The 26,235-nt window shown below is 60.9% G+C and carries 20 protein-coding genes and 2 riboswitches; of the genes, 4 read left to right on the top strand and 16 right to left on the bottom strand.

What is annotated here, in order from left to right:
* Positions 1-6 precede the first annotated feature (6 nt).
* The 9 genes from bamA to rpsB all read right to left on the bottom strand — a co-directional run bounded on the left by bamA (position 7) and on the right by rpsB (position 10,095).
* The gene (gene bamA / locus ACQ4WO_RS08730) at positions 7-2,343 is read right to left on the bottom strand and encodes an outer membrane protein assembly factor BamA (RefSeq protein WP_436481063.1); all 2,337 of its coding nucleotides are present in this window, start codon (positions 2,341-2,343) and stop codon (positions 7-9) included.
* Positions 2,344-2,426: 83 nt separating this feature from the next.
* A complete protein-coding gene (gene rseP, locus ACQ4WO_RS08735) occupies positions 2,427-3,788 on the bottom strand; it encodes an RIP metalloprotease RseP (protein ID WP_436481064.1) in 1,362 nt (453 codons plus the stop codon).
* A complete protein-coding gene (gene ispC, locus ACQ4WO_RS08740; protein WP_436481065.1) occupies positions 3,785-4,969 on the bottom strand; it encodes a 1-deoxy-D-xylulose-5-phosphate reductoisomerase in 1,185 nt (394 codons plus the stop codon). Before ispC ends, rseP begins: the two co-directional genes overlap by 4 nt.
* Positions 4,970-4,977: 8 nt before the next feature.
* Positions 4,978-5,811 carry a phosphatidate cytidylyltransferase gene (locus ACQ4WO_RS08745; protein WP_436481066.1) on the bottom strand — a complete coding sequence of 278 codons (834 nt, stop codon included), beginning with the start codon at positions 5,809-5,811 and terminating at the stop codon, positions 4,978-4,980.
* Positions 5,811-6,578, bottom strand: coding sequence for a polyprenyl diphosphate synthase (gene uppS / locus ACQ4WO_RS08750; protein WP_436481067.1), 768 nt, complete (start codon positions 6,576-6,578; stop codon positions 5,811-5,813). Before uppS ends, ACQ4WO_RS08745 begins: the two co-directional genes overlap by 1 nt.
* 99 nt (positions 6,579-6,677) lie before the next feature.
* Positions 6,678-7,238, bottom strand: coding sequence for a ribosome recycling factor (frr, locus tag ACQ4WO_RS08755; protein ID WP_034752256.1), 561 nt, complete (start codon positions 7,236-7,238; stop codon positions 6,678-6,680).
* A 169-nt stretch (positions 7,239-7,407) separates the two neighbouring features.
* Complete coding sequence (pyrH, locus tag ACQ4WO_RS08760; RefSeq protein ID WP_076569768.1) at positions 7,408-8,124, bottom strand: UMP kinase; 717 nt, start codon at positions 8,122-8,124, stop codon at positions 7,408-7,410.
* Between the two features lie 148 nt (positions 8,125-8,272).
* On the bottom strand, positions 8,273-9,184 hold the full coding sequence (gene tsf, locus ACQ4WO_RS08765) for a translation elongation factor Ts (RefSeq protein ID WP_436481068.1): 912 nt from the start codon (positions 9,182-9,184) through the stop codon (positions 8,273-8,275).
* 158 nt (positions 9,185-9,342) lie between these two features.
* Positions 9,343-10,095: a 30S ribosomal protein S2 gene (gene rpsB / locus ACQ4WO_RS08770; RefSeq protein WP_086137733.1), complete on the bottom strand. Its 753-nt coding sequence runs from the start codon at positions 10,093-10,095 to the stop codon at positions 9,343-9,345.
* Between the two features lie 395 nt (positions 10,096-10,490).
* On the opposite strand from rpsB, the gene map reads away from it, so the two are divergent.
* The 4 genes from map to ACQ4WO_RS08790 all read left to right on the top strand — a co-directional run bounded on the left by map (position 10,491) and on the right by ACQ4WO_RS08790 (position 15,609).
* Positions 10,491-11,303 (top strand): type I methionyl aminopeptidase, encoded by an 813-nt coding sequence (map, locus tag ACQ4WO_RS08775; RefSeq protein ID WP_436481069.1) that lies wholly within the window; start codon positions 10,491-10,493, stop codon positions 11,301-11,303.
* A gap of 36 nt (positions 11,304-11,339) precedes the next feature.
* Positions 11,340-13,907: a [protein-PII] uridylyltransferase gene (locus tag ACQ4WO_RS08780; RefSeq protein WP_436481070.1), complete on the top strand. Its 2,568-nt coding sequence runs from the start codon at positions 11,340-11,342 to the stop codon at positions 13,905-13,907.
* A gap of 42 nt (positions 13,908-13,949) precedes the next feature.
* Complete coding sequence (locus tag ACQ4WO_RS08785; protein ID WP_034752263.1) at positions 13,950-14,699, top strand: pseudouridine synthase; 750 nt, start codon at positions 13,950-13,952, stop codon at positions 14,697-14,699.
* Positions 14,700-14,844: 145 nt separating this feature from the next.
* Positions 14,845-15,609: a flagellar brake protein gene (locus ACQ4WO_RS08790; protein ID WP_139092745.1), complete on the top strand. Its 765-nt coding sequence runs from the start codon at positions 14,845-14,847 to the stop codon at positions 15,607-15,609.
* A gap of 137 nt (positions 15,610-15,746) precedes the next feature.
* Here the strand turns inward: ACQ4WO_RS08790 and def are convergent, their stop codons facing one another.
* From def to ACQ4WO_RS08825, 7 genes are all read right to left on the bottom strand, one after another.
* A complete protein-coding gene (gene def, locus ACQ4WO_RS08795; RefSeq protein WP_034752265.1) occupies positions 15,747-16,283 on the bottom strand; it encodes a peptide deformylase in 537 nt (178 codons plus the stop codon).
* Complete coding sequence (gene galU / locus ACQ4WO_RS08800) at positions 16,280-17,173, bottom strand: UTP--glucose-1-phosphate uridylyltransferase GalU (RefSeq protein WP_139092743.1); 894 nt, start codon at positions 17,171-17,173, stop codon at positions 16,280-16,282. The genes def and galU overlap by 4 nt, the downstream gene beginning before the upstream one ends.
* Before the next feature lie 24 nt (positions 17,174-17,197).
* A complete protein-coding gene (ligA, locus tag ACQ4WO_RS08805; protein ID WP_139092742.1) occupies positions 17,198-19,549 on the bottom strand; it encodes an NAD-dependent DNA ligase LigA in 2,352 nt (783 codons plus the stop codon).
* Positions 19,550-19,563: 14 nt separating this feature from the next.
* Positions 19,564-20,733, bottom strand: a complete 1,170-nt coding sequence (locus tag ACQ4WO_RS08810) for a cell division protein ZipA C-terminal FtsZ-binding domain-containing protein (RefSeq protein ID WP_436481071.1) — start codon at positions 20,731-20,733, stop codon at positions 19,564-19,566.
* Positions 20,730-24,257, bottom strand: a complete 3,528-nt coding sequence (gene smc, locus ACQ4WO_RS08815) for a chromosome segregation protein SMC (RefSeq protein WP_436481072.1) — start codon at positions 24,255-24,257, stop codon at positions 20,730-20,732. The genes ACQ4WO_RS08810 and smc overlap by 4 nt, the downstream gene beginning before the upstream one ends.
* A gap of 184 nt (positions 24,258-24,441) precedes the next feature.
* Complete coding sequence (locus tag ACQ4WO_RS08820; protein ID WP_436481073.1) at positions 24,442-25,077, bottom strand: phosphatase PAP2 family protein; 636 nt, start codon at positions 25,075-25,077, stop codon at positions 24,442-24,444.
* 143 nt (positions 25,078-25,220) lie between these two features.
* Positions 25,221-25,793 (bottom strand): ATP-dependent Clp protease proteolytic subunit, encoded by a 573-nt coding sequence (locus ACQ4WO_RS08825; protein ID WP_436481074.1) that lies wholly within the window; start codon positions 25,791-25,793, stop codon positions 25,221-25,223.
* A 169-nt stretch (positions 25,794-25,962) separates the two neighbouring features.
* Positions 25,963-26,049: riboswitch (glycine riboswitch) on the top strand.
* A gap of 27 nt (positions 26,050-26,076) precedes the next feature.
* A riboswitch (glycine riboswitch) is annotated at positions 26,077-26,182 on the top strand.
* The last annotated feature ends 53 nt before the right edge of the window (positions 26,183-26,235 follow it).

Raw genomic sequence — 26,235 nt, forward strand, 5'->3', positions numbered from 1 at the left:
GCCCGGTCAGAAACCGGTGCCCATCTGGAACTGGAAGCGCTCCAGGCGGTCCGTCGGCTTGGCGTTCAGCGGCTTGGCGTAGCTCAGCTTGAGCGGGCCCACCGGTGAAATCCAGCTGATGCCCAGGCCAGCAGAATAGCGCAATTGCGACAGACGCATTTTTTCGCCTTCCTGGTAGACCTGGCCGCCGTCAAGGAAACCGAACCAGCGCAAGCTGCGGTCATTGCCCGAACCGGGGAATGGCATCTGCAGTTCCGCGTTACCGATCAGGCGCGAAGCACCGCCCAAGGCATCGTTGGTGCTCGGTTCGACCGCGCCCAGCGAGGAACTCAGGTAGCCGCGCACCGAACCGATGCCGCCGCCGTAGAAGTTCTTGAAGACCGGATACACGTGCTTGCCGATACCGTGGCCATAATCGATCTCGCCCTTCAGCGCCAGGGTGACCTTGCTGAACAGCGGACGGAAATACTGGTGCTCATAAATGGCACGGAAGTATTTCTGGTCGCCGATCAGGTCAGCCTCCAGGTTGACGCGCTGGTAGCGGCCGATCGATGGCGTCAGGGCACTGTCGCGGCTGTCGCGCTGCCATGCCGCCGTCAGCGGAATGGAATTCGTCGTGGCCGAACCGATACCGTCGGACGGGCCGCCATTGTCGACCACGTACTGCTTGAAGCGGATCGGGCTGGTGACGTCGGTTTCGATGCGCGAACGCTCGGCGCCGATGCCGAAGAAGACGGTGTCGACTTCCGAAAACGGCACGCCGAAACTGACGCGGCCACCGGTCTGCTTGATCTTGTAGCTGCCGATGTTCAGCGCCGGCGGTTCCGTCGTACGCAGGTAGACTTCAAAGCTACGCGAAATGCCATCGTCCGTGTAGTACGGATTGGTCTGCGAAAACGCGATCGTGCGGCTGTAATGGCTGGTATTGAGTTCGATGCCGACCGTGTTGCCGCTACCGGCGAAGTTGGCTTGCGAAATCGATGCCGACAGGGTGAACTTCTCCGATTGCGAGAAGGCGCCGCCGATCAGGAAGTTACCGGTTGGTTTTTCCACCACCGTCACGTTGACGTCGACCTGGTCGGTCGTGCCCTGCGCTTCCGGCGTGTCGATGGTCACGTCCTTGAAGTAGCCGAGGCGGTCGACACGGTCGCGCGACAGCTTGATCTTGTTGCTGTCGTACCAGGACGATTCGAACTGGCGGAATTCGCGGCGGATGACTTCATCGCGCGTGGTCGTATTGCCGGCGATATTCATGTGGCGCACGTACACGCGCTTGCCCGGATCGATGAAGAAGGTAAAGCCGACTTCATGCTTTTCGCGGTTGATCTCGGGATTGGCGTTGACGTTGGCAAACGCGTAGCCGAACGTGGCCAGGCGGTCCTGGATACGCTTGTTCGTGGCAGTCAGGCGGGCGCCCGAGTAGATTTCGCCTTCGCGCATCAGGTTCAGCGCTTTGAGCTCTTCTTCGCGGCCGAACATCTCGCCTTCGAACTTGGTGCCGGCGATCTTGTACTTTTCACCTTCGGTGATGTTGATCGTCAGGTAGATATCTTTTTTATCGGGCGTGATCGACACTTGCGTCGAATCGACCTGCATCTCGATATAGCCGCGGTCCAGGTAATAGGACTTGAGCGACTCGATGTCGCCCGTCAGCTTGGTCTTCGAATATTGATCGGCCTTGGTGTACCAGCTGAACCAGCCGCCCGTGTTCAGGGCCAGCTGCTCGCGCAGCTCCTTGTCGGTGAAGGCCTTGTTGCCGACGATGTTGATCTGCTTGATGCGGGCCACGTCGCCCTCGTCGACGGCGAACACCACGTTGACGCGGTTACGCTCGATCGGCGTGACGGTGGTGGTGATCTTCACGCCGTACAGGCCATGCGACAGGTACTGGCGCTTGAGTTCCTGTTCCGCGCGGTCGACGGACGCCTTGTCGAAAATCTTGGCTTCACCGACGCCGATTTCCTTCAGCGCCTTGACCAGCACGTCCTTTTCAAATTCTTTGGTACCGGTAAACTCCACGGTCGCGATGGCCGGACGTTCCTCGACCAGCACCACCAGCACGTCGCCATCGGCTTCCAGGCGCACATCCTTGAACATGCCCGTCGCATACAGGGCCTTGATGGCGGCAACGCTCTTCTCGTCGGAGAACGTTTCGCCGACCCGCACCGGCAGGTAGGCAAACACGGTGCCCGCTTCAGTACGCTGGATCCCTTCGACCCGGATGTCCTTGACAGTAAATGGCTGGACGGCCAGCGCGTGGCCGGAACAGAAGGCCATGACGGCGGCACCGATCAGGCTGCGGCGAAAGGAAGGCAAGGCAAAACGAGCAGAATGTAATTTCATTGGGGTTATTCAATGGGTAAATCAATGGACAACATACACAAAAGATTGCTTGTGCGACTCACGCAATGGCATCAACCACCGCCCTAATTCAGCAATCGCAACACGTCATTAAAGACGGCAAGCACCATCAAGGTCAGCAACAAACCGATCCCCAGGCGCTGGGCAATCTCGCCTACGCGCTCCGGCAAGGGGCGTCCGGTCAAAACTTCCAGCGAATAATACAGCAAATGCCCGCCATCCAGAACAGGAATGGGTAGCAAATTCATCACGCCCAGACTGATACTGATGAAGGCGATGAAGCTCAGGTAGCTTACCAGGCCGATGCGCGCCGTCTGGCCCGCGTAATCGGCGATGGTAATGGGCCCAGTCACATTCTTCAGCGACACCTGGCCGGTGACCATTTTGCCCAGCATTTTCAGGCTCATGACACTGGTATCCCAGACCTTGGCGGACGCCTTGCCCACGGCAGAGAACGGTCCCGATGCCACGGTGATCATATCCGGCACCTGTCCCAGCTTTGCTTGTATCTTACCAACTGTTACAGCTCCCTCCGCCCCCGCGCCCGGCACGGCGTCCGGCGTAATGGGCAGGGTCAGGTCCTGGCCCTGGCGCAAGAGTTGCAATTGCAAGGTCCGGCCCGGCGCCTGGCTCAGGGTGGCGATGACGGCCGCCACGTCGTGCACCGGCTCGTCGTTGATGGCGAGAATCTGGTCGTTTTTCTGCAGGCCGGCGCGCGCGGCGGCGCCATCGGGCATGATTTCCATCAGCGTGGGCGCGGAACGGGCCAGGGTCAGGCCCAGCTTGCCCAGCACGTCGCCTTCCAGGTCCGTCTCCGTCAGGCTGGCCGTCGGCAACGTCGCTTCCTGCTGGCCACGGTCGGGACGGCGCACTTCGACGCGCGCCGGCTGTTTGTCGAGGGTGGCTTGAATCAGTTCCCAGCGCAGCTCGGACCAGCTGGCCACGGCCTTGCCGTTGACTGTTTCAACGGTATCGCCGCTGCGCAGGCCGGCCGCATAGGCGGCAGTCTGTTCGGCCACGGGGCCGAGTTTACTCGACGGTTCTTCGATGCCATACATGAACAGGCCCGCGTACAGCACGATGGCGACGAGGAAATTGGCCAGCGGGCCGGCGGCCACGATGGCGATGCGGCGCCACACGCTCTGGCGCGTGAATTCGCGGCGCAATTCGCTTTCCGGCAAGTCGCTGAGGTCTTGCGCGCGGCTGTCGAGCATGCTGACATAACCGCCCAGCGGCAGCGCGGAAATCGCCCATTCCGTCTGGTCTTTGCCAAACTTGCGCGAATACACCACTTTTCCCATGCCGATCGAGAAACGCAGCACCTTCACGCCGCACCAGCGCGCCACCAGGTAGTGGCCCAGCTCGTGCAAGGTAATCAGTGAACCGAGCGCGACGATAAAGGCCAGCAATGTGGTGATGAGCGTCATGCAGCCAGCCTTTGGGCGATGTACGCTTGCGCGGCCGCTCTGGCCAGACGATCCTGCTCCATCACGGCTTCGATGCTGGAAGCGGCGCCATGCGGCACCGTCTCGATCACGTGCGCGATGACCCGGTCGATCTGGCGGAAGCCGATCTGTTCGTCAAGAAACGCTTGCACGGCCACTTCATTGGCCGCGTTGAGCAGGGCTGGCGCCGTGCCGCCCGCGCGCAAGGCGTCGAAGGCCAGCGCCAGGCAAGGGAAACGGCGGAAATCGGGACGTTCGAACTGCAGGGTGGCCACTTGGGCCAGGTCCAGCTGCGCCACGCCCGAAGCGATGCGCTGCGGATACGCGAGCGCATGGGCGATCGGCGTGCGCATGTCCGGATTGCCCAGCTGGGCCAGCACGGAACCGTCGATGTACGAGACCATCGAATGGATCACGCTTTGCGGGTGGATCAGCACTTCGATCTGGTCGGCTGGCGCGCCGAACAGCCAGTGCGCCTCGATCACTTCCAGGCCCTTGTTCATCATGGTGGCCGAATCGACGGAAATCTTGCGTCCCATGGCCCAGGTCGGATGCTTGCACGCCTGGTCCGGCGTGACCGTGTCGAGCGTCTCGACGTCGCGCGTGAGGAAGGGACCGCCCGACGCCGTCAGCACGATTTTCGCCACGCCAGCGGCGCCTGGCGCGCGGCCATGGGCGTGCGGCATGCATTGGAAGATGGCGTTGTGTTCGCTGTCGATCGGCAGCAGCACGGCGCCGTTGTCATGCACGGCATCGATGAACAGCTGGCCCGACATGACCAGCGCCTCTTTATTGGCCAGCAATACCTTCTTGCCAGCACGCGCCGCCGCCAGGGTCGGCGCCAGGCCGGCCGCGCCGACGATGGCCGCCATCACGCCCGTCACTTGCGGCGCGCTGGCGATGGCGCACAATGCCTCCACGCCATACGCGACTTCGGTAGACACGCCCTGCCCGCGCAGCAAGCGCGTCAGCTCAAGGGCGGCGTCCGCCGTGCCGACGACGGCGCGCTGGGGACGAAATTGCAAACACTGGGCGGCAAGTTCGGCCACGCGGCTGTGCGCGCTCAGCGCATACACGCTGTATTGCTCGGGATGACGCGCGAGCACGTCCAGGGTGGACACGCCGATCGAGCCGGTCGCGCCAAGGATGGTGATGTATTGCATGTGTTTCCTTAAAGCCAGCTGGCCACGAGGGCGGCAAATGGCAGGACCGGGATCAACGCGTCGATACGGTCAAGTACGCCGCCATGGCCAGGCAGCAGATTGCTGCTGTCCTTGATGCCGGCGCGGCGCTTCAATTGGGATTCGAACAGGTCGCCGACGATGCTGGCGGCAACGACCAGCAGCAGCACCAGCAAGGCCACGAGCCAGCCGCGGCGCAATTGCAGCTGCACGGCGAAGGTGTCTTGCAGGACCGGCAGCGATGGCGCGGCGATAATCGTGATGGCGGCGATGAGCAGCACGGCGATGCCGCCGCCGATGGCGCCTTCCCAGGATTTACCTGGGGAAATACTTGGCGCCAGCTTGCGCTTGCCGAACGCCTTGCCCGAGAAATAGGCGCCGATATCGGCGATCCACACGAGGGCCATGACGGACAGCAGATACAAAGGGCTATGCAGGAACAAGGCGATGATGGCAACGAAGCAGCCGACGATGGTCACCGGGTACACGAGGCTGAGCAAGGTATTGCCCAGGCCTTCGGTCGGCGGCAAGCCCGTCGCCAGCGAAGGCACGAAGCGGATCAGCCAGATGGCCACGCACAGGGCGAACCAGAAATTGAGCTGCGCCATGCCGTTACCGACAAAAAATGTATACGCGAAAGCGGCAGTCCAGACGGCGGCAATCACGAGCGCATGGCGATTTTTGAAGATGCGGAAGCTTTCCCAGACGGCGGCGCCGAAGAACGCCGTGGCGATCACGGCGAAGGCGGGGAAATAATTCAGATACAGAACGGGCAGCAAGACCGCCAGGAGGACCAGGGCGGTGATTATCCGTGTTTTCAGCATCAGTTTGTCTTTTCAGTTAATTGCGCGCTGGTACGGCCAAAGCGCCGTTCGCGCTGCTGGTAAGACGCGATTGCCGCGTCGAGGCACTCGTCATTGAAGTCGGGCCAGAAAGTCTCGGTGAAAAACAACTCAGTGTACGCCAGTTGCCACAGGAGGAAATTGGAAATGCGCTGCTCGCCGCCCGTGCGGATGAACAGGTCGGGCTCGGGCGCGTATGCCATGGCCAGGTGCGGCGCCAGTTGCTCTTCCGTGTAAGCGCGCCCGGCAGACTGACCATTGGCTGCGGCCTCGACCGTCATTTTGTTGACTGCCTGCATGATGTCCCAACGGCCGCCGTAATTGGCGCAGATGGACACCGTCAGGCGCGTATTGCGCGCCGTCTTGCGTTCGGCATCGGCAATCAGCGTTTGCAGCTGTTCATTAAAGCGCGACAAGTCGCCCACCACTTTCAGGCGGATGTCGTTCGCATGCATCTTGACCACTTCGCGTTCCAGCATCGTGACGAACAGGCGCATCAGCATCGACACCTCTTCTTCGGGGCGGCGCCAGTTTTCCGAGCTGAAGGCAAACAGGGTCAGGTATGCGACGCCGCGCTCGAGGCAAGTCTCGACGATGCCGCGTACGGCGTCCGCGCCCTTGACGTGGCCAGCCACGCGCGGCAGGAAACGCTTGGTTGCCCAGCGACCATTGCCATCCATAATGATTGCCACATGGCGCGGCACCGTACCCACTTCAGGCACTGCCGTTGTCGAACTCGAATAGATCATGAAAACACGAATACCAAAAATAAAAGATAACTATTATGCTCCAAATAGCACTGCCCGGAAAAGCCATGCTTTCCCGGGCAGCGTCAAAAGGACTGAAAACTAGACGGTCAGCACTTCTTTTTCTTTATCGACAACCATCTTGTCGATATCGGCAATAAACTTGTCCGTCAGCTTCTGCACTTCTTCCGACGAGCGGCGCTCATCGTCCTCGGAGCAGGCTTTTTCCTTGACCAGCTTCTTCAGCGACTCGTTCGCATCGCGGCGAATGTTACGCACGGCAATCTTCGCGTCTTCCGCTTCGCTCTTGACCAGCTTGACCATTTCCTTGCGGCGCTCTTCCGTCAGCGGCGGTGTCGGAACGCGGATCAGGTCGCCCTGTGCCGACGGGTTCAAGCCCAGGTCGGCGTCGCGGATGGCTTTTTCGATGGTCGAGGCCATTTTCTTTTCATACGGCTGCACACCGATGGTGCGCGCGTCGATCAGGGTCACGTTGGCAACCTGGGTCAGCGCCGTCGGCGAACCGTAGTAATCGACCATCACGTGGTCCAGGATACCCGTATGGGCGCGGCCGGTACGCACTTTGGCCAGGTCGGCACGCAGTGTTTCCAGCGATTTCGTCATACGTTCCTGGGCGTTCTTTTTAACGTCAGCTAAGGACATTACTGTACTCCTGTAGTGACGCCTGTCAAAACCTGCTGCGCGTCGGTATTTGCGGCCTGCGATGCTCACCGTACCTTCGTACGGTTGCGCTTCTCAGCCACAACTCCCTTCCGCTCGCGACGGTTTTGTCAGGCGTTGTTAATGATAACTACTATTAAAATTGCGTCTGTTACACGTGAACCAAGGTACCTTCGTCTTCACCGAGAATTACGCGCATCAGCGCGCCTGGCTTGGTGATCGAAAACACCTTGATTGGCAGTTTCTGGTCGCGGCACAGGGCGAATGCGGTGGCGTCCATCACTTGCAGGTGCTTGGCGATGGCGTCGTCGAACGTAATCGTGTGGAACAGGGTGGCGTTCGGATCCTTCTTCGGATCGGCCGTGTAGACGCCGTCGACCTTGGTGGCCTTCAGGACGATCTCGGCGCTGATCTCGGAACCGCGCAGGGCCGCTGCCGTGTCGGTGGTGAAGAACGGATTGCCGGTACCGGCGGCGAAGACGACCACTTTACCTTCTTCCAGGTATTGCAGGGCTTTCGGGCGGACGTACGGCTCGACCACTTGTTCGATGCCGATGGCCGACATGACGCGCGCGGTAATGCCGACGTGGCGCATGGCATCGGCCAGGGCCAGTGCGTTCATCACGGTGGCGAGCATGCCCATGTAGTCGGCGGTGGCACGGTCCATGCCTTGCGCGCCAGGCGCGACGCCGCGGAAGATATTGCCGCCGCCAATCACGATTGCCAGTTCCACACCCAACTTCGCCACCTCGGCCACATCGGCCACCATGCGCTCGATCGTGGCGCGGTTGATGCCGTAGGGATCATCGCCCATCAGGGCTTCGCCGGACAACTTGAGGAGGACGCGCTTGTAGGCTGGTTTTGACATGAGCTGGGGCTCCATAAATGAGGTTATTCGAGTATGACATGGCGCAGCGCCTTGCAGCGCCGGATAGGCGGGAGGAAGCTGCCCATGCCGCCGCCCGGCACGACAGGTGCGGGCGGGCCAAAAAAACGGGCCTCTCGGCCCGCTTTACTTACGCTCCCTGGGAGGCAGCCATCTGTGCTGCGACTTCTGCTGCGAAGTCGTCTTGCTTCTTCTCGATGCCCTCGCCCACTACGTACATGGCGAAACCTTTGACGCTGGTGTTAGCCGCCTTCAGCATTTGCTCAACCGACAGCTTGTCGTTTTTCACGAAAGCTTGGTTCAGCAGGGAAACTTCTTTCAGGAACTTCTGTACGGAACCTTCCAGGCGCTTGGCCAGGATTTCCGGCGATTGCGCTGGCTTGCCTTCGGCGGCCGCTTTGGCGGCGTCTTCTTCGGCTTTCAGTTGTGCAACCGAACGCTCTTTTTCGATCAGTTCCGCTGGCACTTCGTTCGACGACAGCGACACTGGCTTCATGGCAGCGATGTGCATGGCCACGTCTTTGCCCACTTGCTCATCGGCGCCGTCGAATTCGACGATCACGCCAATGCGCGAACCGTGCAGGTACGAAGCCAGCTTGGCGCTGGTTTCGAAACGCTGGAAGCGGCGGATGGTCATGTTTTCGCCGATTTTGCCGATCAGGGCAGCGCGCACGTCTTCCAGGGTCTTGCCGTCGAGTGGCAGGGCCAGCAGGGCAGCTACGTCAGCCGGGTTGTGTTCCGCTACCAGACGGGCAGCGTTGTTAGCCAGTGCCAGGAAATCGTCGTTTTTCGCAACGAAGTCGGTTTCCGAGTTCACTTCGACCAGGGCGCCTACGCCATTGGCGATGTAGGTTGCCACGACGCCTTCAGCGGTGATGCGTGCCGATGCTTTCGATGCCTTGCCGCCCAGTTTGACGCGCAGGATCTCTTCCGCACGAGCCATGTCGCCATCGGCTTCGGTCAGTGCTTTTTTGCATTCCATCATTGGTGCGTCGGTTTTGCCGCGCAATTCGCCTACCATCGCTGCTGTAATCGCTGCCATGTGTTTCTCCTGATTCGGTGAGTCGATAGTCGCGGCCGGGCATGCATGCCTCGCCAGCGGTCACTATCGTTTTTTTGTTAAAAAAAAGGGGGAGCTGCTGCCACCCCTTTTCCCTTACTGCTGTGCTTACAAACGGCTATCTTGCGATAGCCTGGCCATTAAGCCTGTTCGTTAACTTCGACGAATTCGTCGCCAGCGGCTGCTTTAACCATTTCAACAACTTCGTTACCGGCAGCTGCACGGCCTTCGATGATTGCATCAGCAACACCGCGAGCGTACAACATGATGGCTTTCGAGGAGTCATCGTTACCTGGGATCACGAAGTTCACGCCTTCTGGGGAGTGGTTGGTATCGACAACGCCGATGACCGGGATACCCAGTTTAGCTGCTTCGGTGATCGCACCTTTGTGGTAGCCGACGTCGACGACGAAGATTGCGTCAGGAACGCCGCCCATGTCCTTGATGCCGCCGATCGATTTTTGCAGTTTGATCATTTCGCGGGAGAACATCAGCGCTTCTTTTTTCGACAGCTTCTCGATCGAACCGTCTTCGATCATCACTTCCATGTCTTTCAGGCGCTTGATCGAGGTTTTGATCGTTTTGAAGTTGGTCAGCATGCCGCCCAACCAACGTTGATCAACGAAAGGCACGCCAGCGCGTTGTGCTTCGGCAGCGATGATTTCGCGCGCTTGACGCTTGGTGCCAACCATCAGGATGGTGCCACGGTTTGCAGCCAGTTGACGCACGTGCTTCATTGCGTCCTGGTACATCGCCATGGTTTTTTCCAGGTTGATGATGTGGATCTTGTTGCGATGGCCGAAGATGAACGGTGCCATTTTTGGATTCCAAAAACGGGTTTGGTGACCAAAGTGGACACCGGCTTCCAGCATTTCGCGCATTGTTACGGACATTATTAACTCCAGGGTTGGGTCTGGAATCCGATCAGTCACCATACAGGCACCCTTGTCGACCGGATTCGCGTGTTTATATTAAAGACACTGTTTTACTGCATTGCTTAAAAGAGAATTCAAGCAACCCGGGATTCTACACTGAAATGCCTGCAGCATCAAGTCCGCGCTGCAAATCGCGCGCCCTGCGGAAACACCCGTCGCACCACAATGGTGCAAGGCGCGGCAACACCGTCTTTTCATCCGCTTTCTCCCCACAAATCCCCTTCCGGCCATAGGAAGGAGGCGGCGGATTGAGGGCGCCTCGTTTATAATTTCGACATATTTGCAGACTTTTCCCATGCAGCAGGAATCGTCTGTGCTTTTCACCTGAATTCTTGCAGATTGCGAATTACACCATGTCCACCATCCGTATCAATACCGCCGCCGACATCGAAGGCATGCGCGTTGCCGGCAAGCTCGGCGCCGAAGTACTCGACTACATCACTCCCTTCGTCAAGGTCGGCGTCACAACGGGCGAACTGGACCGCCTGTGCCATGAATACATGGTCAACGTGCAAGGCACCATCCCTGCCCCGCTGAACTATTGCCCACCCGGCTATACGCCCTACCCGAAAGCCATCTGCACCTCCGTCAACGACGTCATCTGCCATGGCATTCCCGGCGACAAGGTCCTGAAAAGCGGCGACTCCGTCAACCTCGACATCACCGTCATCAAGGATGGCTACCATGGCGACAACAGCCGCATGTTCCTCGTCGGCACGCCGACCATCCTGGCCAAGCGCCTGTCGGAAATCACCTATGAGTGCATGTGGCTGGGCATCGACCAGATCAAGCCGGGCGCCCACCTCGGCGATATCGGCCACGCCATCCAGCAGCACGCCGAGAAAGCCGGCTACAGCGTGGTGCGCGAATTCTGCGGCCACGGCATCGGCAAGGTCTTCCATGAAGAACCGCAGGTCTTGCACTATGGCAAACCAGGCACCCTGGAGCGTCTGGAAGCAGGCATGATTTTCACCGTCGAACCGATGATCAACTCGGGCCGCCGCGAAATCCGCGAAATGAACGATGGCTGGACCATCAAAACCAAGGACCGCAGCCTGTCGGCGCAATGGGAACACACGGTGCTGGTAACGGAAACGGGCTATGAAGTGCTGACCGTTTCGCCCGGCATGCCGCCACCGCCCGCCTTTATCCTGAACAAAGCCTGATCCTCCCATACCACGCACCGCCACCCCAGGGCCCAGATGAAAAAGCAAGTTCGGGAACAGCTGAAACAGCAACTGAAAGCCGACCGCCAGGTCGTCATTGCGGCCTTCCAGGCCGACGGCAAGCCTGAAAAACTGCTGCGCAGCCTGCGCCACAGCGTCGATGGCGTGCTGACGCGTGCTTGGCAGGAAGCGGGCTTGCCACCCGGCACGGCCCTGGTGGGCGTGGGCGGCTATGGCCGGGGCGAACTGTTTCCGTATTCCGACGTCGACCTGCTGATCCTGCTGCAACAGGCGCCGGATCCCGCCACGCAGGAAAAGCTCGAGGAACTGGTGCAACTGCTGTGGGACCTGGGCCTGGAAATCGGCCACAGCATCCGCACGGTCGATGAATGCCTGGTCGAATCGAAGGCCGACATCACCGTGCAAACGAGCTTGCTCGAAGCGCGCCTCGTGTGCGGCAACGCGGACCTGTTCGCGCAATTGCAGCAACACTATGACGCGGCCATGGACCCGCAGGCCTTCTTCCAGGCAAAAACGGCGGAAATGCGCCAGCGCCATGCCAAGTACGAAGACACGGCCTTCAGCCTGGAACCGAATTGCAAGGAAAGCCCGGGCGGCCTGCGCGACTTGCAGGTCATCCTGTGGGTGGCCAAGGCGGCCGGCCTGGCGAACTCGTGGCGCACCCTGGCCACGAGCGGCCTGATCACCCTGACGGAAGCGCGCCAGCTGATGGAAAAGGAGCGCGCCTTCAAGGATATCCGCGTGCGCCTGCACCTGCACGCCGGACGGCGCGAAGACCGCCTCGTGTTCGACGTGCAGACGGCGATCGCCGAATCGCTGGGCCTGCAAGCGACGGGCAGCGGGCCGCACATGCGTCGCGCCAGCGAATTCCTCATGCAGCGCTACTACTGGGCCGCCAAGACGGTGACCCAGCTCAACACGATTTTGCTGCAAAACATCGAGGCGCGGCTGTTTCCGCAAGACGACGTGGCCGTGCCCATCAACGAGCGCTTCAATGAAGTCAACAGCCTGATCGACATCAGCGCCGACGACACGTTCGAGCAATATCCGTCGGCCATGCTGGAAATTTTTGTCCTGATGACGGAGCGCCCGGCCCTGAAGGGCATGACGTCGCGTGCCACGCGGGCCCTGTGGCATGCGCGCTTCAAGATCGATGCCGCCTTCCGCCAGGCCCCCGTCAACCGCGCCCTCTTCCTGCGCATCATGCAGGCGCCTGTCGGCATCATCCACGCGCTGCGGCGCATGAACGAGATGAGCATCCTGGGGCGCTACCTGCCGAATTTCCGCCGCATCGTGGGCCAGATGCAGCACGACCTGTTCCACGTGTACACGGTCGACCAGCACATTTTGATGGTGGTGCGCAATATGCGCCGCTTCACCATGAGCGAACACGCGCACGAATATCCGTTCTGCAGTCAGCTGATGGCCGACTTCTCGCAGTCGTGGCTGCTGTACGTGGCGGCCCTGTTCCACGACATCGCCAAGGGCCGCGGCGGCGACCATTCCAAGCTGGGTGTGGCCGACGCCACCCAGTTCTGCCAGGACCATGGCCTGTCGCAAGAAGACACGGAACTCGTGGCATTCCTTGTAGAAAATCACCTGACCATGTCGCAAGTGGCGCAAAAGCAGGACTTGTCCGATCCCGACGTCATTGCCGCCTTTGCGAAAGTGGTCAAGGACGAGCGCCACCTGACGGGCTTGTACCTGCTGACGGTGGCCGACATCCGCGGCACCAGCCCGAAAGTGTGGAATGCGTGGAAGGGCAAGCTGCTGGAAGACCTGTACAAGATCACCCTGCGCGTGCTCGGTGGCGAGCCGCACACGGCTGACCGCGAACTGAAAAACCGCCAGCAGGAGGCGCTGGCCACCCTGCGCCTGTACGGCTTGCCGCCGGATGCCCACCTGAAACTGTGGCAGCAGCTGGACATGGCGTATTTCCTGCGCCACGACGCGTCCGACATCGCCTGGCAGACGCGCTCGCTGTATGACAAGCTCGACAGCAAGTTGCCGGTGGTAAAATGCCGGCTGGCGCCCATCGGCGAAGGCTTGCAGGTGGCCGTGTACATTCCCGACCAGCCCGACCTGTTCGCGCGCATCTGCAGCTATTTCGACCGCAAGAATTTCAGCATCCTCGACGCGAAGATCCACACGACGAAAAACGGCTATGCGCTCGACACCTTCCTCGTCACCGAGCAGAATTTTGCCAAGAGCTACCGCGACATCATCAGCCTGATCGAGCATGAGCTGGGCGAACTGCTGCAGTCGCAAACGCCGCTGCCGCCGCCGGGCAAGGGACGGCTGTCGCGCCTGTCGCGCACCTTCCCCTTCCAGCCGACCGTGGATTTGCGTCCTGATGAAAAGGGCCAATACTACCTGCTGTCGGTGGCTGCCAACGACCGCACGGGCCTGCTGTATGCGATCGCCAACGTGCTGACCAAGTACCGCGTCAACCTGCACACGGCCAAAATCATGACCCTGGGCGAGCGGGTCGAAGACGTCTTCCTCGTCGACGGCCCCGCGCTCAACAATGCCCGCAACCAGATATTGCTGGAAACCGATTTACTCGATGCGCTGAAGGTGTAATGCCTTCCGCGCAGCGCCTACCCTTACTGAAACTGAAACAACATGACCGAAGAATTATTACGCTTGTCCAAACGCATGTCCGAACTGGGCCTGTGCTCGCGCCGCGAAGCCGATGAATGGATCGCTCGCGGCTGGGTCCGCGTGGATGGCAAGGTGGTGTCCGAACTGGGCAGCAAGGTCTACCCGAGCCAGCGCGTCACCGTGGAACGCCAGGCGGCGGCCGAGCAATCGAAGCGGGTCACCGTGCTGATCAACAAACCGGTCGGCTACGTCAGCGGTCAGGCCGAAGACGGCTACACGCCTGCCGTGGCCCTGATCAAGGCTGAAAACCGCTGGGCCGAAGACCGCAGTCCGGAACAGTTCCATCCGACCCAGCTGCGCAGCCTGGTGGCCGCCGGTCGCCTGGACATCGATTCCGTCGGCTTGCTGGTCTTGACGCAGGATGGCCGCGTGGCCAAGCAGTTGATCGGCCACGATACCGACATCGACAAGGAATACCTGGTGCGCGTGAGCTACACCAAGGGCGGCACCCTGCCCGACAGCGAGCTGAAAAAGCTCAACCACGGCCTGTGGCTCGATGGCAAACCGCTGCTGCCGGCCAAAGTGCGCTGGCAAAACGAGGACCAGCTGAGCTTTACCCTGCGTGAAGGCAAGAAACGCCAGATCCGCCGCATGTGCGAAGCCGTGGGGCTGAAAGTGCTGGGATTGAAACGCGTACGCATCGGCAAGGTCAAACTCGGTGACTTGCCAACGGGCCAATGGCGTTACTTGAGTGCGGACGAGCAATTTTAAGCGGCGGGGTCCAGGTGGCATGCCACGCCAAGACACATAAGCAACAGGAATATAGTGATATAAAATCAATTATTGTGATTTACTTAGTAAATATTGCCTTAAACCTATACACTATTCCCCATCAGAACAAAAGAGATACGCTGTCGTGAACGATCCCATCCCCAATCCCCTGCGCAAGGGCGCGCCCAGTCTCGCTGACGTGGCCGAACCGATGGCCCCCGGCACCAAGCCGCACCATATGAGCGATCCGTGGGATATCGGCGAAACCCTGTGCAGCCTGGCTGACAACGGCGACGCCATTTCCATCTACCCGACGGGCGGCGAAGACGTCATCCTGGGGCGCATCCTGTCCGTCGACGATGACCTGCCGCAATTCGTGCTGGAACTCAATGAAGGCGCGACCCTGCCGCCCGGTGGCGCCACGTTCGTGTCGTGGGTGCAAAGCGCCAAGCTGCAATTTACCATCAATGGCGAATGGCAAGCGTATCCCGACCGCCCCAACGTCTACCTGACGAACTTCCCCAGCCATTGCCTGGTACTGGAACGGCGCGAATCGACGCGCCTGGAAACGCCGCTGGGCGTGTACTATCTGGCCGCCTTCGTGCTCGAGGGGCGGCCATATGAATTGCAGCTGTATGATTTCTCGGCAGGCGGCATCGGCATGCGCGCCCACCCGCGCGACACGGTCGGGCTGTACGTGGGCCGCAAGCTGTCGCGCGTGCGCCTGGAACTGGGGCCAAACAAGGTCATGATCGCTGATCTGGAAATCCGCCTGTCGCGCACCTTCCGCTCCTTCCTGCTGGGCGAGCAGGTGCAGATCGGCTGCCGCTTCCTGAACCTGACGGATGCCATGCAGGATGAGTTGAAGAACTTGCTCGATAACCTGGGCAGCAACCGCAAGGTGCGCTAGGTTCGCTTCACACATAAAAATGGCCGCCCAGCTGATTGCTGCGCGGCCATTTTTATGTGTGATAGTCACAAGTACGAAGCACCTGAAAAACGTTCAGGGCAATGCAACGCAGCCATGGGCGTTCTCTCAGGTGCCGGTCAGTCGTCGTCGTTTGGATCGAGGTCCGGGAACATGACCTCGGTATAACCAAATTGCGTGAAGTCGACGATGCGCATCGGATACAGAATGCCGTGCAAATGGTCGACTTCATGCTGTACCACGCGCGCATGGAAGCCGTCGCAGTCGCGGCTGATGGGCTGGCCGAACTGGTCCACGCCTTCATAGTGCAGCTCGCTCCAGCGCGGCACGCTGCCGCGCAAGCCGGGCACGGACAGGCAGCCTTCGAAACCCTCTTCCTTGCGTTCCGACAAAGGCGTCAGCACCGGGTTGATCAGTACGGTTTCCGGCACTTGCGGCGCGTCCGGATAGCGCAGATTCTGCTTGAAGCCGTAGATCACCAGTTGCAGGTTGACGCCGATCTGCGGCGCCGCCAGGCCCGCGCCATTGGCCGCATGCATGGTGTCGAACATGTCGGCGATCAGGGCATGCAATTCGGGTGTATCGAATTCGCGCACGGGTTCGGCCATCCGCAACAAGCGCGGATCGCCCATCTTGAGGATTTCACGTACCGTCATTTTGCTTCCAGTGCCGATTGCAGTTCTTGCAGGTAAGCGCGGAAGGCCGCGCCCGTTTCCGGATGCTTCATGCCCATCGCCGTCGTTGCCTTCAGATAACCGAGCTTGGAGCCGCAATCATAACGCTGTCCCTTGTAACGGTAAGCCAGCACGCGCTCTTCGCGCATCAGGGCGGCGATACCGTCCGTCAGCTGGATCTCGCCGCCGGCGCCCGTACCGATGTTTTCCAGGTGCTCGAAGATGCGGCTGGTCAGCACATAGCGGCCCACCACGGCCAGGGTCGACGGCGCCTCTTCCGGCACGGGCTTTTCCACGATCCCCGAAACCAGCTCCAGGTCAGGCTGATAATGTTGCGCGCTGACAATACCGTATTGCCTGGTTTCCGCGCGCGGCACATCCTGCACCGCCAGCAGCGAGCAATTTTCGTACTGGAAGACATCGGCCATCTGCGCCAGCACGGGGCGCACACCCTCTTCCACATCCATGAAATCGTCGGCCAGCAAGACGGCAAACGGCTCGTCGCCAATCACGGGACGGGCGCACAGCACGGCATGGCCCAGGCCCAGCGGTGCCGACTGGCGAATGTAAATGCAATTGATGTGCTTGGGAATGACGTTTTGCACCATCTCGAGCAACTGGCGCTTGCCAGCCGCTTCGAGTTCCGACTCGAGTTCATAGGCCGTATCGAAATGGTCTTCGATGGCGCGCTTGTTGCGCCCCGTGATGAAGATCATTTCCGTGACGCCCGCCGCCACGGCTTCTTCCACCGCGTACTGGATCAACGGCTTGTCAACGATGGGTAACATTTCCTTCGGTTGCGCCTTGGTCGCGGGCAAGAAACGGCTGCCCAGGCCGGCGACGGGAAAGACTGCTTTTCTGATTTTTTTCATGGGCCTCTGCAATATTTTGAATGGTTAGTCTTGCGCCAGCAGGGCCAGCAAACCCGCTTCATCGAGTATGGCCACGCCCAGCTCCTGGGCCTTGACCAGCTTGCTGCCAGCGTCCGAACCAGCCACGACATAAGCTGTCTTCTTCGACACGGAACCGCTGACCTTGCCACCGGCCGCCTCGATCAGCTCGGCAGCCTCGTCGCGGCTCATGTTGGGCAAAGTGCCCGTCAAGACGAAGGTTTTGCCGTCCAGCTTGCCGCCAGCGGCTGGCATTTCAGGCAATTGTGACATTAATTCATTTCGCAGGGCGTCCAGTTGAGCAAGCAGCTTGACATTGCTCTCATCGGCCAGCCATTGCGCCAGCGCTTCGGCCACGGCGGCAGGCAAGCCCGCGTGGAAGCTGGCACCTTGCGCGGCCAGGCTGGCCAGGGTCACGCCGCGCTCCACCAATTGCTTGCTGCGCGGCTCCGTCAGTTTCGGGATGCCGATGGCCGCCAGCAATTTGGTTTCCTCAAGCTGCGTGCGCAGCTTGGCGCTGGGCGCGTGTTCGCCCTGCGGCGTGACGCCAGCGTCCAGCAATGCCTGCAACGCCTGCTGATTCTTTTCTTCGGCAAAGAAATCGGCAATCGATTCCGCCACCGTACCGCCGATATCGGGCAGCACGCGCAGCAAGGCCGCCGGCGCTTGTCGCACATAGGCCAGACTGCCCAGCCACTCGGCCAGGGTCTTCGCCGTCGATTCGCCCACGTGACGGATGCCCAGCGCGAACAGGAAACGTTCGAGCGGCGGGCGCTTGCTTGCTTCTATGCCGGCCAGCAGGTTTTCCGCCCATTTCGTGGGGATCTTGCCTTGTTGCACTGTCTCTGGCGTCGAACCGTCGCGCTCGTCCGCACGCAGCTTCATTTCGAGCAATTTATCGAGGGTCAGGCTGTACAGGTCAGCCAAGCCATGCACGTATTCGAGTTCGACCAGGGTATCGATATAACGCTCCCCCAGGCCTTCGATATCCATCATGCGGCGGCCCGCGAAATGACGGAACGCTTCCTTGCGCTGCGCCGAGCAGAACAGGCCACCCGAGCAGCGGGCGATGGCCTCGCCCTCTTCGCGCACCACGTGCGAGCCGCACACGGGGCACGCTTCGAGCATCTTGAAAGGCAGCGGCGCCGGTTCCGGGCGTTTCTCGAGCACCACGCTCAGCACTTCGGGAATCACGTCGCCGGCGCGGCGCACGACGACGGTATCGCCCACGCGCACATCCTTGCGCAGCACTTCGTCTTCATTGTGCAAGGTGGCGTTCGTTACTGTCACGCCGCCCACGGAGACGGGCGCCAGGCGCGCCACAGGCGTCATGGCACCCGTGCGGCCCACCTGGATATCGATGCCCAGCACTTGCGTCAGCGCCTCTTCGGCGGGGAACTTGTGCGCCAGCGCAAAACGCGGTGCACGCGAGACAAAGCCCAGCTCCTGCTGGTCTTCCGTAGCGTTCACCTTGTAGACGACGCCGTCGATTTCATACGGCAAGGCGGGGCGGCGCGCGCCGATATCGGCATAGTAGGCAAGCAAGCCCTGCGCGCCCCGCACCACCTTGCGCTCCTTCGACACGGGAATGCCCAGGGTCTCGTACCAGTCCAGCAAGGCCGAATGCGACACCGGCATGGCGGCGCCATCGAGGGCGCCGATGCCATACGCATAGAAACGCAGCTTGCGCTGGGCCGTGATGCGCGAATCGAGCTGGCGCAGGCTGCCGGCCGCCGCATTGCGCGGGTTGGCGAATTCCTTCTGCCCCGCTTCGCGCTGACGTTCGTTCAGGCGGGCAAAATCGCCCTTGAACATCATCACTTCGCCGCGCACGTCGAGCAGGGCCGGAATCTTGTCGCCATGCAAGCGCAAAGGGATGCCGGAAATGGTGCGGATATTGGCCGTCACGTCTTCGCCCGTGGCGCCGTCGCCGCGCGTGGCCGCCTGCACGAACAAGCCGTTTTCATAGCGCAAGTTGATGGCCAGGCCATCGAATTTCACTTCGGCCGCATACGCGACGTCCTGTCCATCAAGGCCCAGGCCTTCGCGCACGCGGCGGTCGAAATTGACGATATCATCATCGGAGAAACCATTGTTCAACGACAACATTGGCACCGTGTGCGTGACTTGCTCGAATTGCGGCAAGGGCGCCGCGCCCACGCGCAAGGTGGGCGAATCGGGCGTGCGCAAGTCGGGATGGGTCGCTTCCAGCACCTGCAGTTCGACAAACAGCTTGTCATACTCGGCGTCAGGGATGGTGGGATTGTCGAGCACGTGGTAGGCGTGCAGATGCCGATTGAGTTCGGCCGTGAGTGCCAGGACGCGCTGGGCGGCGTCCTGGTTGATCGGATCAGTCATTGTTGCGGGATTCTTCAGCTAAATAAACGCAGGGCGCGGGTGGAACCGGCCGGAATGTCGGCCGCGTCCATTTCCTGGTAAAACTCTTGCACCTGGCCGGCGATCTCGGCCAGCGCCGCATCGGACAGGGCCTGGTTGTAATCGTCGACGATGGTGGCGTCGAGGCGGCCCACCAGTGCCTTGGCGCAAGCGACCATGGCGCCGAAACCGTCGCGCGCGGGCGCCACGCAGGGCACGTCCAGCAGCAGGGTCAAACGGGGCGTCGTTTCCTCGGCCAGCGTGACATTCGTCGACAGCGAGAACAGATAGCCGCCTTCGCCGTCCGGCATGACGAAGCGGCCGTCCGGACGCACGTCAAAGCCCTGTTTTTCCAGCGCGAACAGCAAGGTGGAGATGGCCCATGGCGCGCCATTCGTGTGCAGGTTCACGCCCAGCTGGGCGTCGTGGCCGGCAACGAAACGGTGCAGATTGCGCGCTTCAGCCATCACTTCCATCATGTCCGGCACTTCCGGCTCGGCGCCGATCTCGTCCGCTACACCACGCAGGCGCGTGACCAGTTCCGAGTATTCCAATTCATTCAAGGCCGTGCTGCGGCTGGCCAGCTGCACGCCGCCCTGCATCTTGGTATAGACACCGCCATGCGTGATCGGTTCCCAGTCGCCATTCACGTGTAAACCGATGAAGTGCACGGGCTTGTTGCCCACCAGGCGCAGGGTTTGCAGCACGGGCAGGATCTTGTCGCCGCGCACGGGCGCTTCCAGCGACAAAGGCAGCAGGCAATCGATGAGCGGATCGACCAGGCTGGTCGCCTGTTCGCTGGCGGCGCTGACTTCCTGCTGCACTGGCGCGGCAGGAGCGGCGGGAGGCGCTTCCATGCCCGCGCCACCCAATGATGGTTCCGCATGCACGGGAGCCTCGGGCACGGGCGCCGCTGGCGGTGCGCCGAACGACGGTTCGGCCTTGGCGACGGGCGCGGCGTCAAAGCGCGGTTCCTGGCGCAAGACGGGTTCCTGGGCTTCCACTGCGGGCGCATCGCCATCGCGCATCAGCACGTCGTCATGGTCGGAGGAAAAGGCCCGTTCCACGCTTTTCTTGGCCTTGTATTCCTGCCATTTGTTGTACGAAAAAACGCCGACGATAAAGACGCCGCCGGCGCCGAACAAGGTAATTTGAAGGTCTGTCATGCTGCTTGTGCCTCGGTTGCAAAATTTGCGGCGGACTCCATGTCCACCGCCACGATGCGCGATACGCCCTGCTCCTGCATCGTCACACCGATCAATTGATGGGCCATTTCCATCGCAATCTTGTTATGCGAAATGAAAAGGAATTGGGTCTGGTCGGACATGCGCTTGACCATGCGGCAGAAGCGTTCCGTGTTCGAATCGTCGAGCGGTGCATCGACTTCGTCGAGCAGGCAGAACGGCGCCGGATTCAGGCGGAACATGGAAAACACCAATGCGGTCGCGGTCAGCGCCTTCTCTCCACCTGACAACAGGTGGATGGTGGCATTTTTCTTGCCGGGAGGCTGCGCCATGACTTGTACACCGGAATCGAGAATCTCGTCGCCCGTCATGGTCAGCTTCGCCTGGCCGCCGCCGAACAGAATCGGGAACAGCTCTGAAAAGTGATGGTTGACCTTGTCGAACGTGTCTTGCAGCAAGTCGCGCGTTTCCTTGTCGATCTTGTGGATCGCGTCTTCCAGCGTGTTGATCGCTTCCGTCAGGTCGGCATTCTGGGCGTCGAGGAAATTCTTGCGCTCGGATGCCTGCGCCAGTTCGTCCAGCGCGGCCAGATTGACGGCGCCCAGGGCCGTGATGGCATTGGTCAGGCGCGTCACTTCGCCCTGCAGATACGACGGGCGCATGTCCGGATGCAGCTTTTCCGTCAGGGCCGCTTCATCGGCACCCGATTCCAGCAGTTGCTGGGCGAATTGCTCCTGGTTCAGGCGCGCGGCCTGTTCCTTGAGCTGCATTTCCATGATCTTGTCGCGCTGCGGCTGCAAGCTGCGTTCCGATTGCGTGCGCGCATCTTCGGACAGGCGCAGCTGCTGCGTAATTTGATCGAGTTCGTGGCGCGCATCGGCCAGCGCCCGCTCCTGCGTGGTGCGGCGTTCGAGCAAATCCTGCAAGCCGTCGGCGGCCGCGCCGCTTTCCAGGTTGGCCAGTTCCAGTTCGCCCGCCTGCAGGCTGGCCGTCACTTGCTGGGCCTGCGTACCGGCCGTAGCGATGTTGCGGCGCAACTCCTCGATCTTCGCGCGGTGGGCTTTTTCCGCATATTCCGTATCCTTGGCGGCCCGCTCCAGGTCGCGCAAGGCTTCGCGCGCCTCGGCCAGGCGCTGTTCCTTTTGCAGGAAATCCGTATGGCCGTCTTCGTGCGCTTCCTGCAAGTTGCCCAGTTCCATGTCCAGCTGTTCGAATTTCTCTTCCGACTCGGCCTTGATCTGCTGCTGCTCCGCTTCCTGTGCGGCGATTTCGGCCAGATCCGCGCCGATCTGCGTGCTGCGCTGGTTGAAGCGCGCTTCCACTTCCGACAGTTTGACCACGTCGAGCTGCAAGGTGTGCACGGAGGAAGTGAGCTGCTGTATGCGCAGGCGCAAGTCGGACAGGTTGCGCGTCAAGGTGGCGACGGCCGCGTCGGCCCGCACGGAACGGGCGCGCGCCTCTTCGGCCAGCAATTGCTGAGCGCGCAACTGTTTGCCGATATTGTCGATTTCCTGCTGGCGGCCCAGCATGCCTTCCTGCTCCGAATCGGCCGCATAAAAGCGCACGCTGGTGGCCGTGACCACGTGACCGGCGCGCGTGACGAAATAGCCGCCCGGCGGCAATTTACTACGTTCGGCCAGCGCTTCGGCTGCGTCTTCCACGGCGTAGGCGTTGTACAGCCAATCCTGCAGCAAGCCGCGCAAGCCCGGATCATTGAGTTTGAGCAAGTTCAGGAAAGGTTTCAGGCCCGGCACTTCCGGCAAGGCCAGCGGCGCCACGGTCGATGGCGCGTACAGGGCCAGCTTGGCCGGTGGCGCATCGGCAAAGAAAGCCTTGGCCCAGTCGATGTTCGACAGTTGCAGAGCCGACGTGCGCTCGCGCAAGATCGATTCCATGGCCGCTTCCCAGCCCGCTTCGATCTGCAGCTTTTGCCACAAGCGCGGCAAAGTGTCGAGCTCGTGCTTTTTCAGCCACGGCTGAACCTTGCCCTGGGTTTGTACCCGTTCCTGCAGTTGTTTCAAGGCGGAAAGACGCGCTTCCAGTTGGGCGTTGGCAGCCGTTTCGGCATTCACCTGCGCCTGGGCTTCGGCACGTTCCTGCTCCAGTTTGGGCTGCTGCTCCAGCGCTTCTTCCAGATAGAAACCCTGCTCTTCCAGGGTTTGCTGCTTTTCTTCCAGCTGCAGTTTCAGGTTTTCCAGATGGCTGCTGTCGGGCAAGCTGAGGCTGTTCTTTTCCTGCTGCAGGCGCTCGCGGCGCGTCAACAGGCTGGCCAGGATGTTCGAGGCGTTGCGCTGGTGCGCCGATTCCAGTTCCAGCTGCTGCTGGGCCTGCATGATCCGCGCCCGCGATTCCGTGCTCTTGTTTTGCGCGGCGCGCCAGGCGGCGTCCAGTTCGGGCAATTGCTCGCCCTTCTGCTCGGCCATCATTTGCGATTGCTCGACCTTCGCGGCCAGCTCTTCGAGGTGGAATTCCGCCTCTTCGATCTGTTCCTGGTATTCGCCGCCTTGGCTGTTCCACTGGTCGCGCTGGGCCGTCAGGGTCGCCAGCTGCGCCTGCAGGCGCGCGCGCGATTCGATGACGAACTTGATCTGCGCTTCCAGGCTGCCGATTTCCGCATTCGTCTGGTACAGATGGCCTTGCGCCGTATGCAGGCGGTCGCCCACGGCAAAGTGCGCCTGGCGCATTTGCTCGAGGGTCAGTTCCACGTTGCGCAGCTTGGCCGTCTGCTCTTCCAGGTCTGTCTGCGCCTGTTCCACTTCGCGGAAATAGCGCGTCTGCTCGTTTTGCGCCTCGTTCTTGCGCAGCAGCCACAACAGTTTTTGCTTTTCTTCCTGGTCCGCCTGCAAGGCGTGGAAACGGGTGGCCACGGCCGCCTGCGCTTCCAGCTTTTCCAGGTTGGCGTTGAGTTCGCGCAAGATGTCTTCCACGCGCAGCAAATTCTCGCGCGTGTCCTGCAGGCGGTTTTCCGTCTCGCGGCGGCGTTCCTTGTATTTCGACACACCGGCCGCTTCTTCGAGGAAAACGCGCAATTCTTCGGGGCGCGATTCGATGATGCGCGAAATCATGCCTTGGCCGATGATGGCGTAGGCGCGCGGACCGAGGCCCGTGCCGAGGAAGATATCCTGGATGTCGCGCCGGCGCACGGGCTGGCCATTGATGTAATAGGTGGAGGTGCCGTCGCGCGTCAGGGTGCGCTTGACGGCGATCTCGGCGTACTGGCCCCACTGGCCGGAGGCCTTGCCATCGTTATTGTCGAACACCAGTTCCACGGAAGCGCGCCCGGCCGGTTTACGGTGGGTGGAGCCATTGAAAATGACGTCCTGCATCGATTCGCCGCGCAATTCCGACGCTTTCGATTCGCCCAGCACCCAGCGCACGGCATCGATGATGTTCGACTTGCCGCAGCCATTCGGCCCGACCACGCCCACGAGCTGGCCTGGCACCTGGAAATTGGTGGGATCGACGAAAGACTTAAATCCCGACAACTTGATGGAAGAGAGACGCACGTGTTTTAGAGTTCCTGGCCTATGCTGGCGGTTATATTATGGGTGAACCCGGTTCATATTCAGTTCGGATGCAGCATCGCGACGGCTGTCCGGCCATGCACCGCAAAAAAAGTGGTTCATCATACCATTTCCTGATGCTTTTCTGGCCAAAAAACAGCGGCGTCAAGTACCAGCGGGCGCCGTCTTAATGGGCCGGACGGCCATCCTGCGCCAGTTTCCAGTCCGCGCGGGAAAAAACGCGCTCGTGACCGGACAGCACTATGGCCAGTTTTTGCAGCCATTGCTCGGTCGGCATGGGTTCGGCCTTGAAGCTCAGCGCCACCATCAGCGCCAGGCTGGCCAGGGCCAGCGCATGGCTGACGGCGAAATTGACGGCGCCGCGGGCATTCCACATGAAGCCCAGCGCCAACGCCAGGCCCAGCACGCAGCCGCTGACGGCTTCCGACACGCTGTGCGCATGCACGACCACGCGGGAAATGGCCACCAGCACGGCAAAGGCCACGCCGACGAGCACGCCGGCATGGCGCCATCGCGGTTCGGCCCGCTGCAACAGCACATACATCAGCACGGGAAACACGGCGCCGGCGCGCATGGCGTGGCCGCTGAAACCCGTAAAATCGAGCGCGCTGCTGCCCACGCCCCAACTCATGAACGCCAGCTTCGACAGCACCACGAGGGCCAGGCCGCAGCCGTACCACAAGCTCCAGCTGAGCACCAAACGCCACTGGTGCGACACCAGCAGCCACAAGGCAATCGCCACACCAGCCGGCCCCATCACGGACATGTCGGCCGCAAAAGAAATCCCGTTCCACCAAGTCATCGTGCATGCGCTTATTTCATGATCAGCTAGCACTATGCCACGACTCTGCCCTGTTCCGCGCGGCTTTTGCTGTGCTGCAGCGAAGAATTACATTCCATTACAAATTTCCGCGCAAAACCATCGGCTTGGCCAGCTCCCGGGCGTCAGATATTCGTCAATCGCTTGCCCTTGGGCGGCGCAAAGTCACGGATCGATTCGATCAGGCCCACCTCCAGCGCCTGGTCGGCCGTCAGGTGCAGGTCGGAATACGCATGCACCTGCCACTGCTCTTCCGTCAGGTTGACCTGGCCGCGCAGGATGCGCTCGGTACGCATGTCGTCGGCGCGCAAGCCCTCGACGATGATGCTGAGCGCATCGGGACGCGAACCGGGCGAAGCTGTCGCATGCGACTTGTGCACCATGAAGCGGGCCGTGTCGCTGGCGTGGCGCTGTCGTCCCGCCAGGAACAGGGTGACGGCGATGGACGCCACGGCGCCCGCGTTATAGGTAATGATGCCGAGCGGCAACTTGCTGAGAAAGTTGTACAGGCAGATGCCATCGCTGACATAGCCGCCGTTGGACTGGATCAAAATATGCGCAGTGGTGAGCTTGTCTTCCGTGATGTCGGCCACGGCGTTGAAGACGCGCCGCACCATATCACTGTTGACGTCGCCCGAGAGGGTAAAGTAACCGTGTTGCTCGGTGTTGTTTTGTGTCTCGCTTTGTGTCGTGTTCATGGCAGGCACCCGCAAGAAAGCCAGGATTTCATCATAGCGCATTCCCGCGCGGCCGGGCGCCCTTTTGCAACGGGCCAGCACCGCTCCCAGCCCCGCAAACCGGGGCTTTTGCTGCAATTTGGCAACGTCTTTACAGATTGACAGAACCACCCCGCTGGCATATATTCCTCCCACTTGATCGGGAGAGGGCAACCCAGCGTTGCCGCCGAAGGGGCACTACCCAAAAACTCTCAGGCAAAAGGACCGATCAGGCGGACTGAAATTGTTGCTTTGGCGACATCTTTAGCTCAACTCTGGAGAGCGGCCGCGGCTATTGCCGGCGGCCCACCGAAGGGGCGCACGGGGCAAGCCCCCGTAATCTCTCAGGTACAAAGGACAGGGGGGTCAGTGATCACGCTGGAAAGCCGTGTTTGGCTATTCTATGTTTTGTTAACTCCCCTAT

Source organism: Janthinobacterium aestuarii (assembly GCF_051380835.1).
Classification (GTDB): Bacteria; Pseudomonadota; Gammaproteobacteria; order Burkholderiales; family Burkholderiaceae_D; genus Janthinobacterium; species Janthinobacterium aestuarii.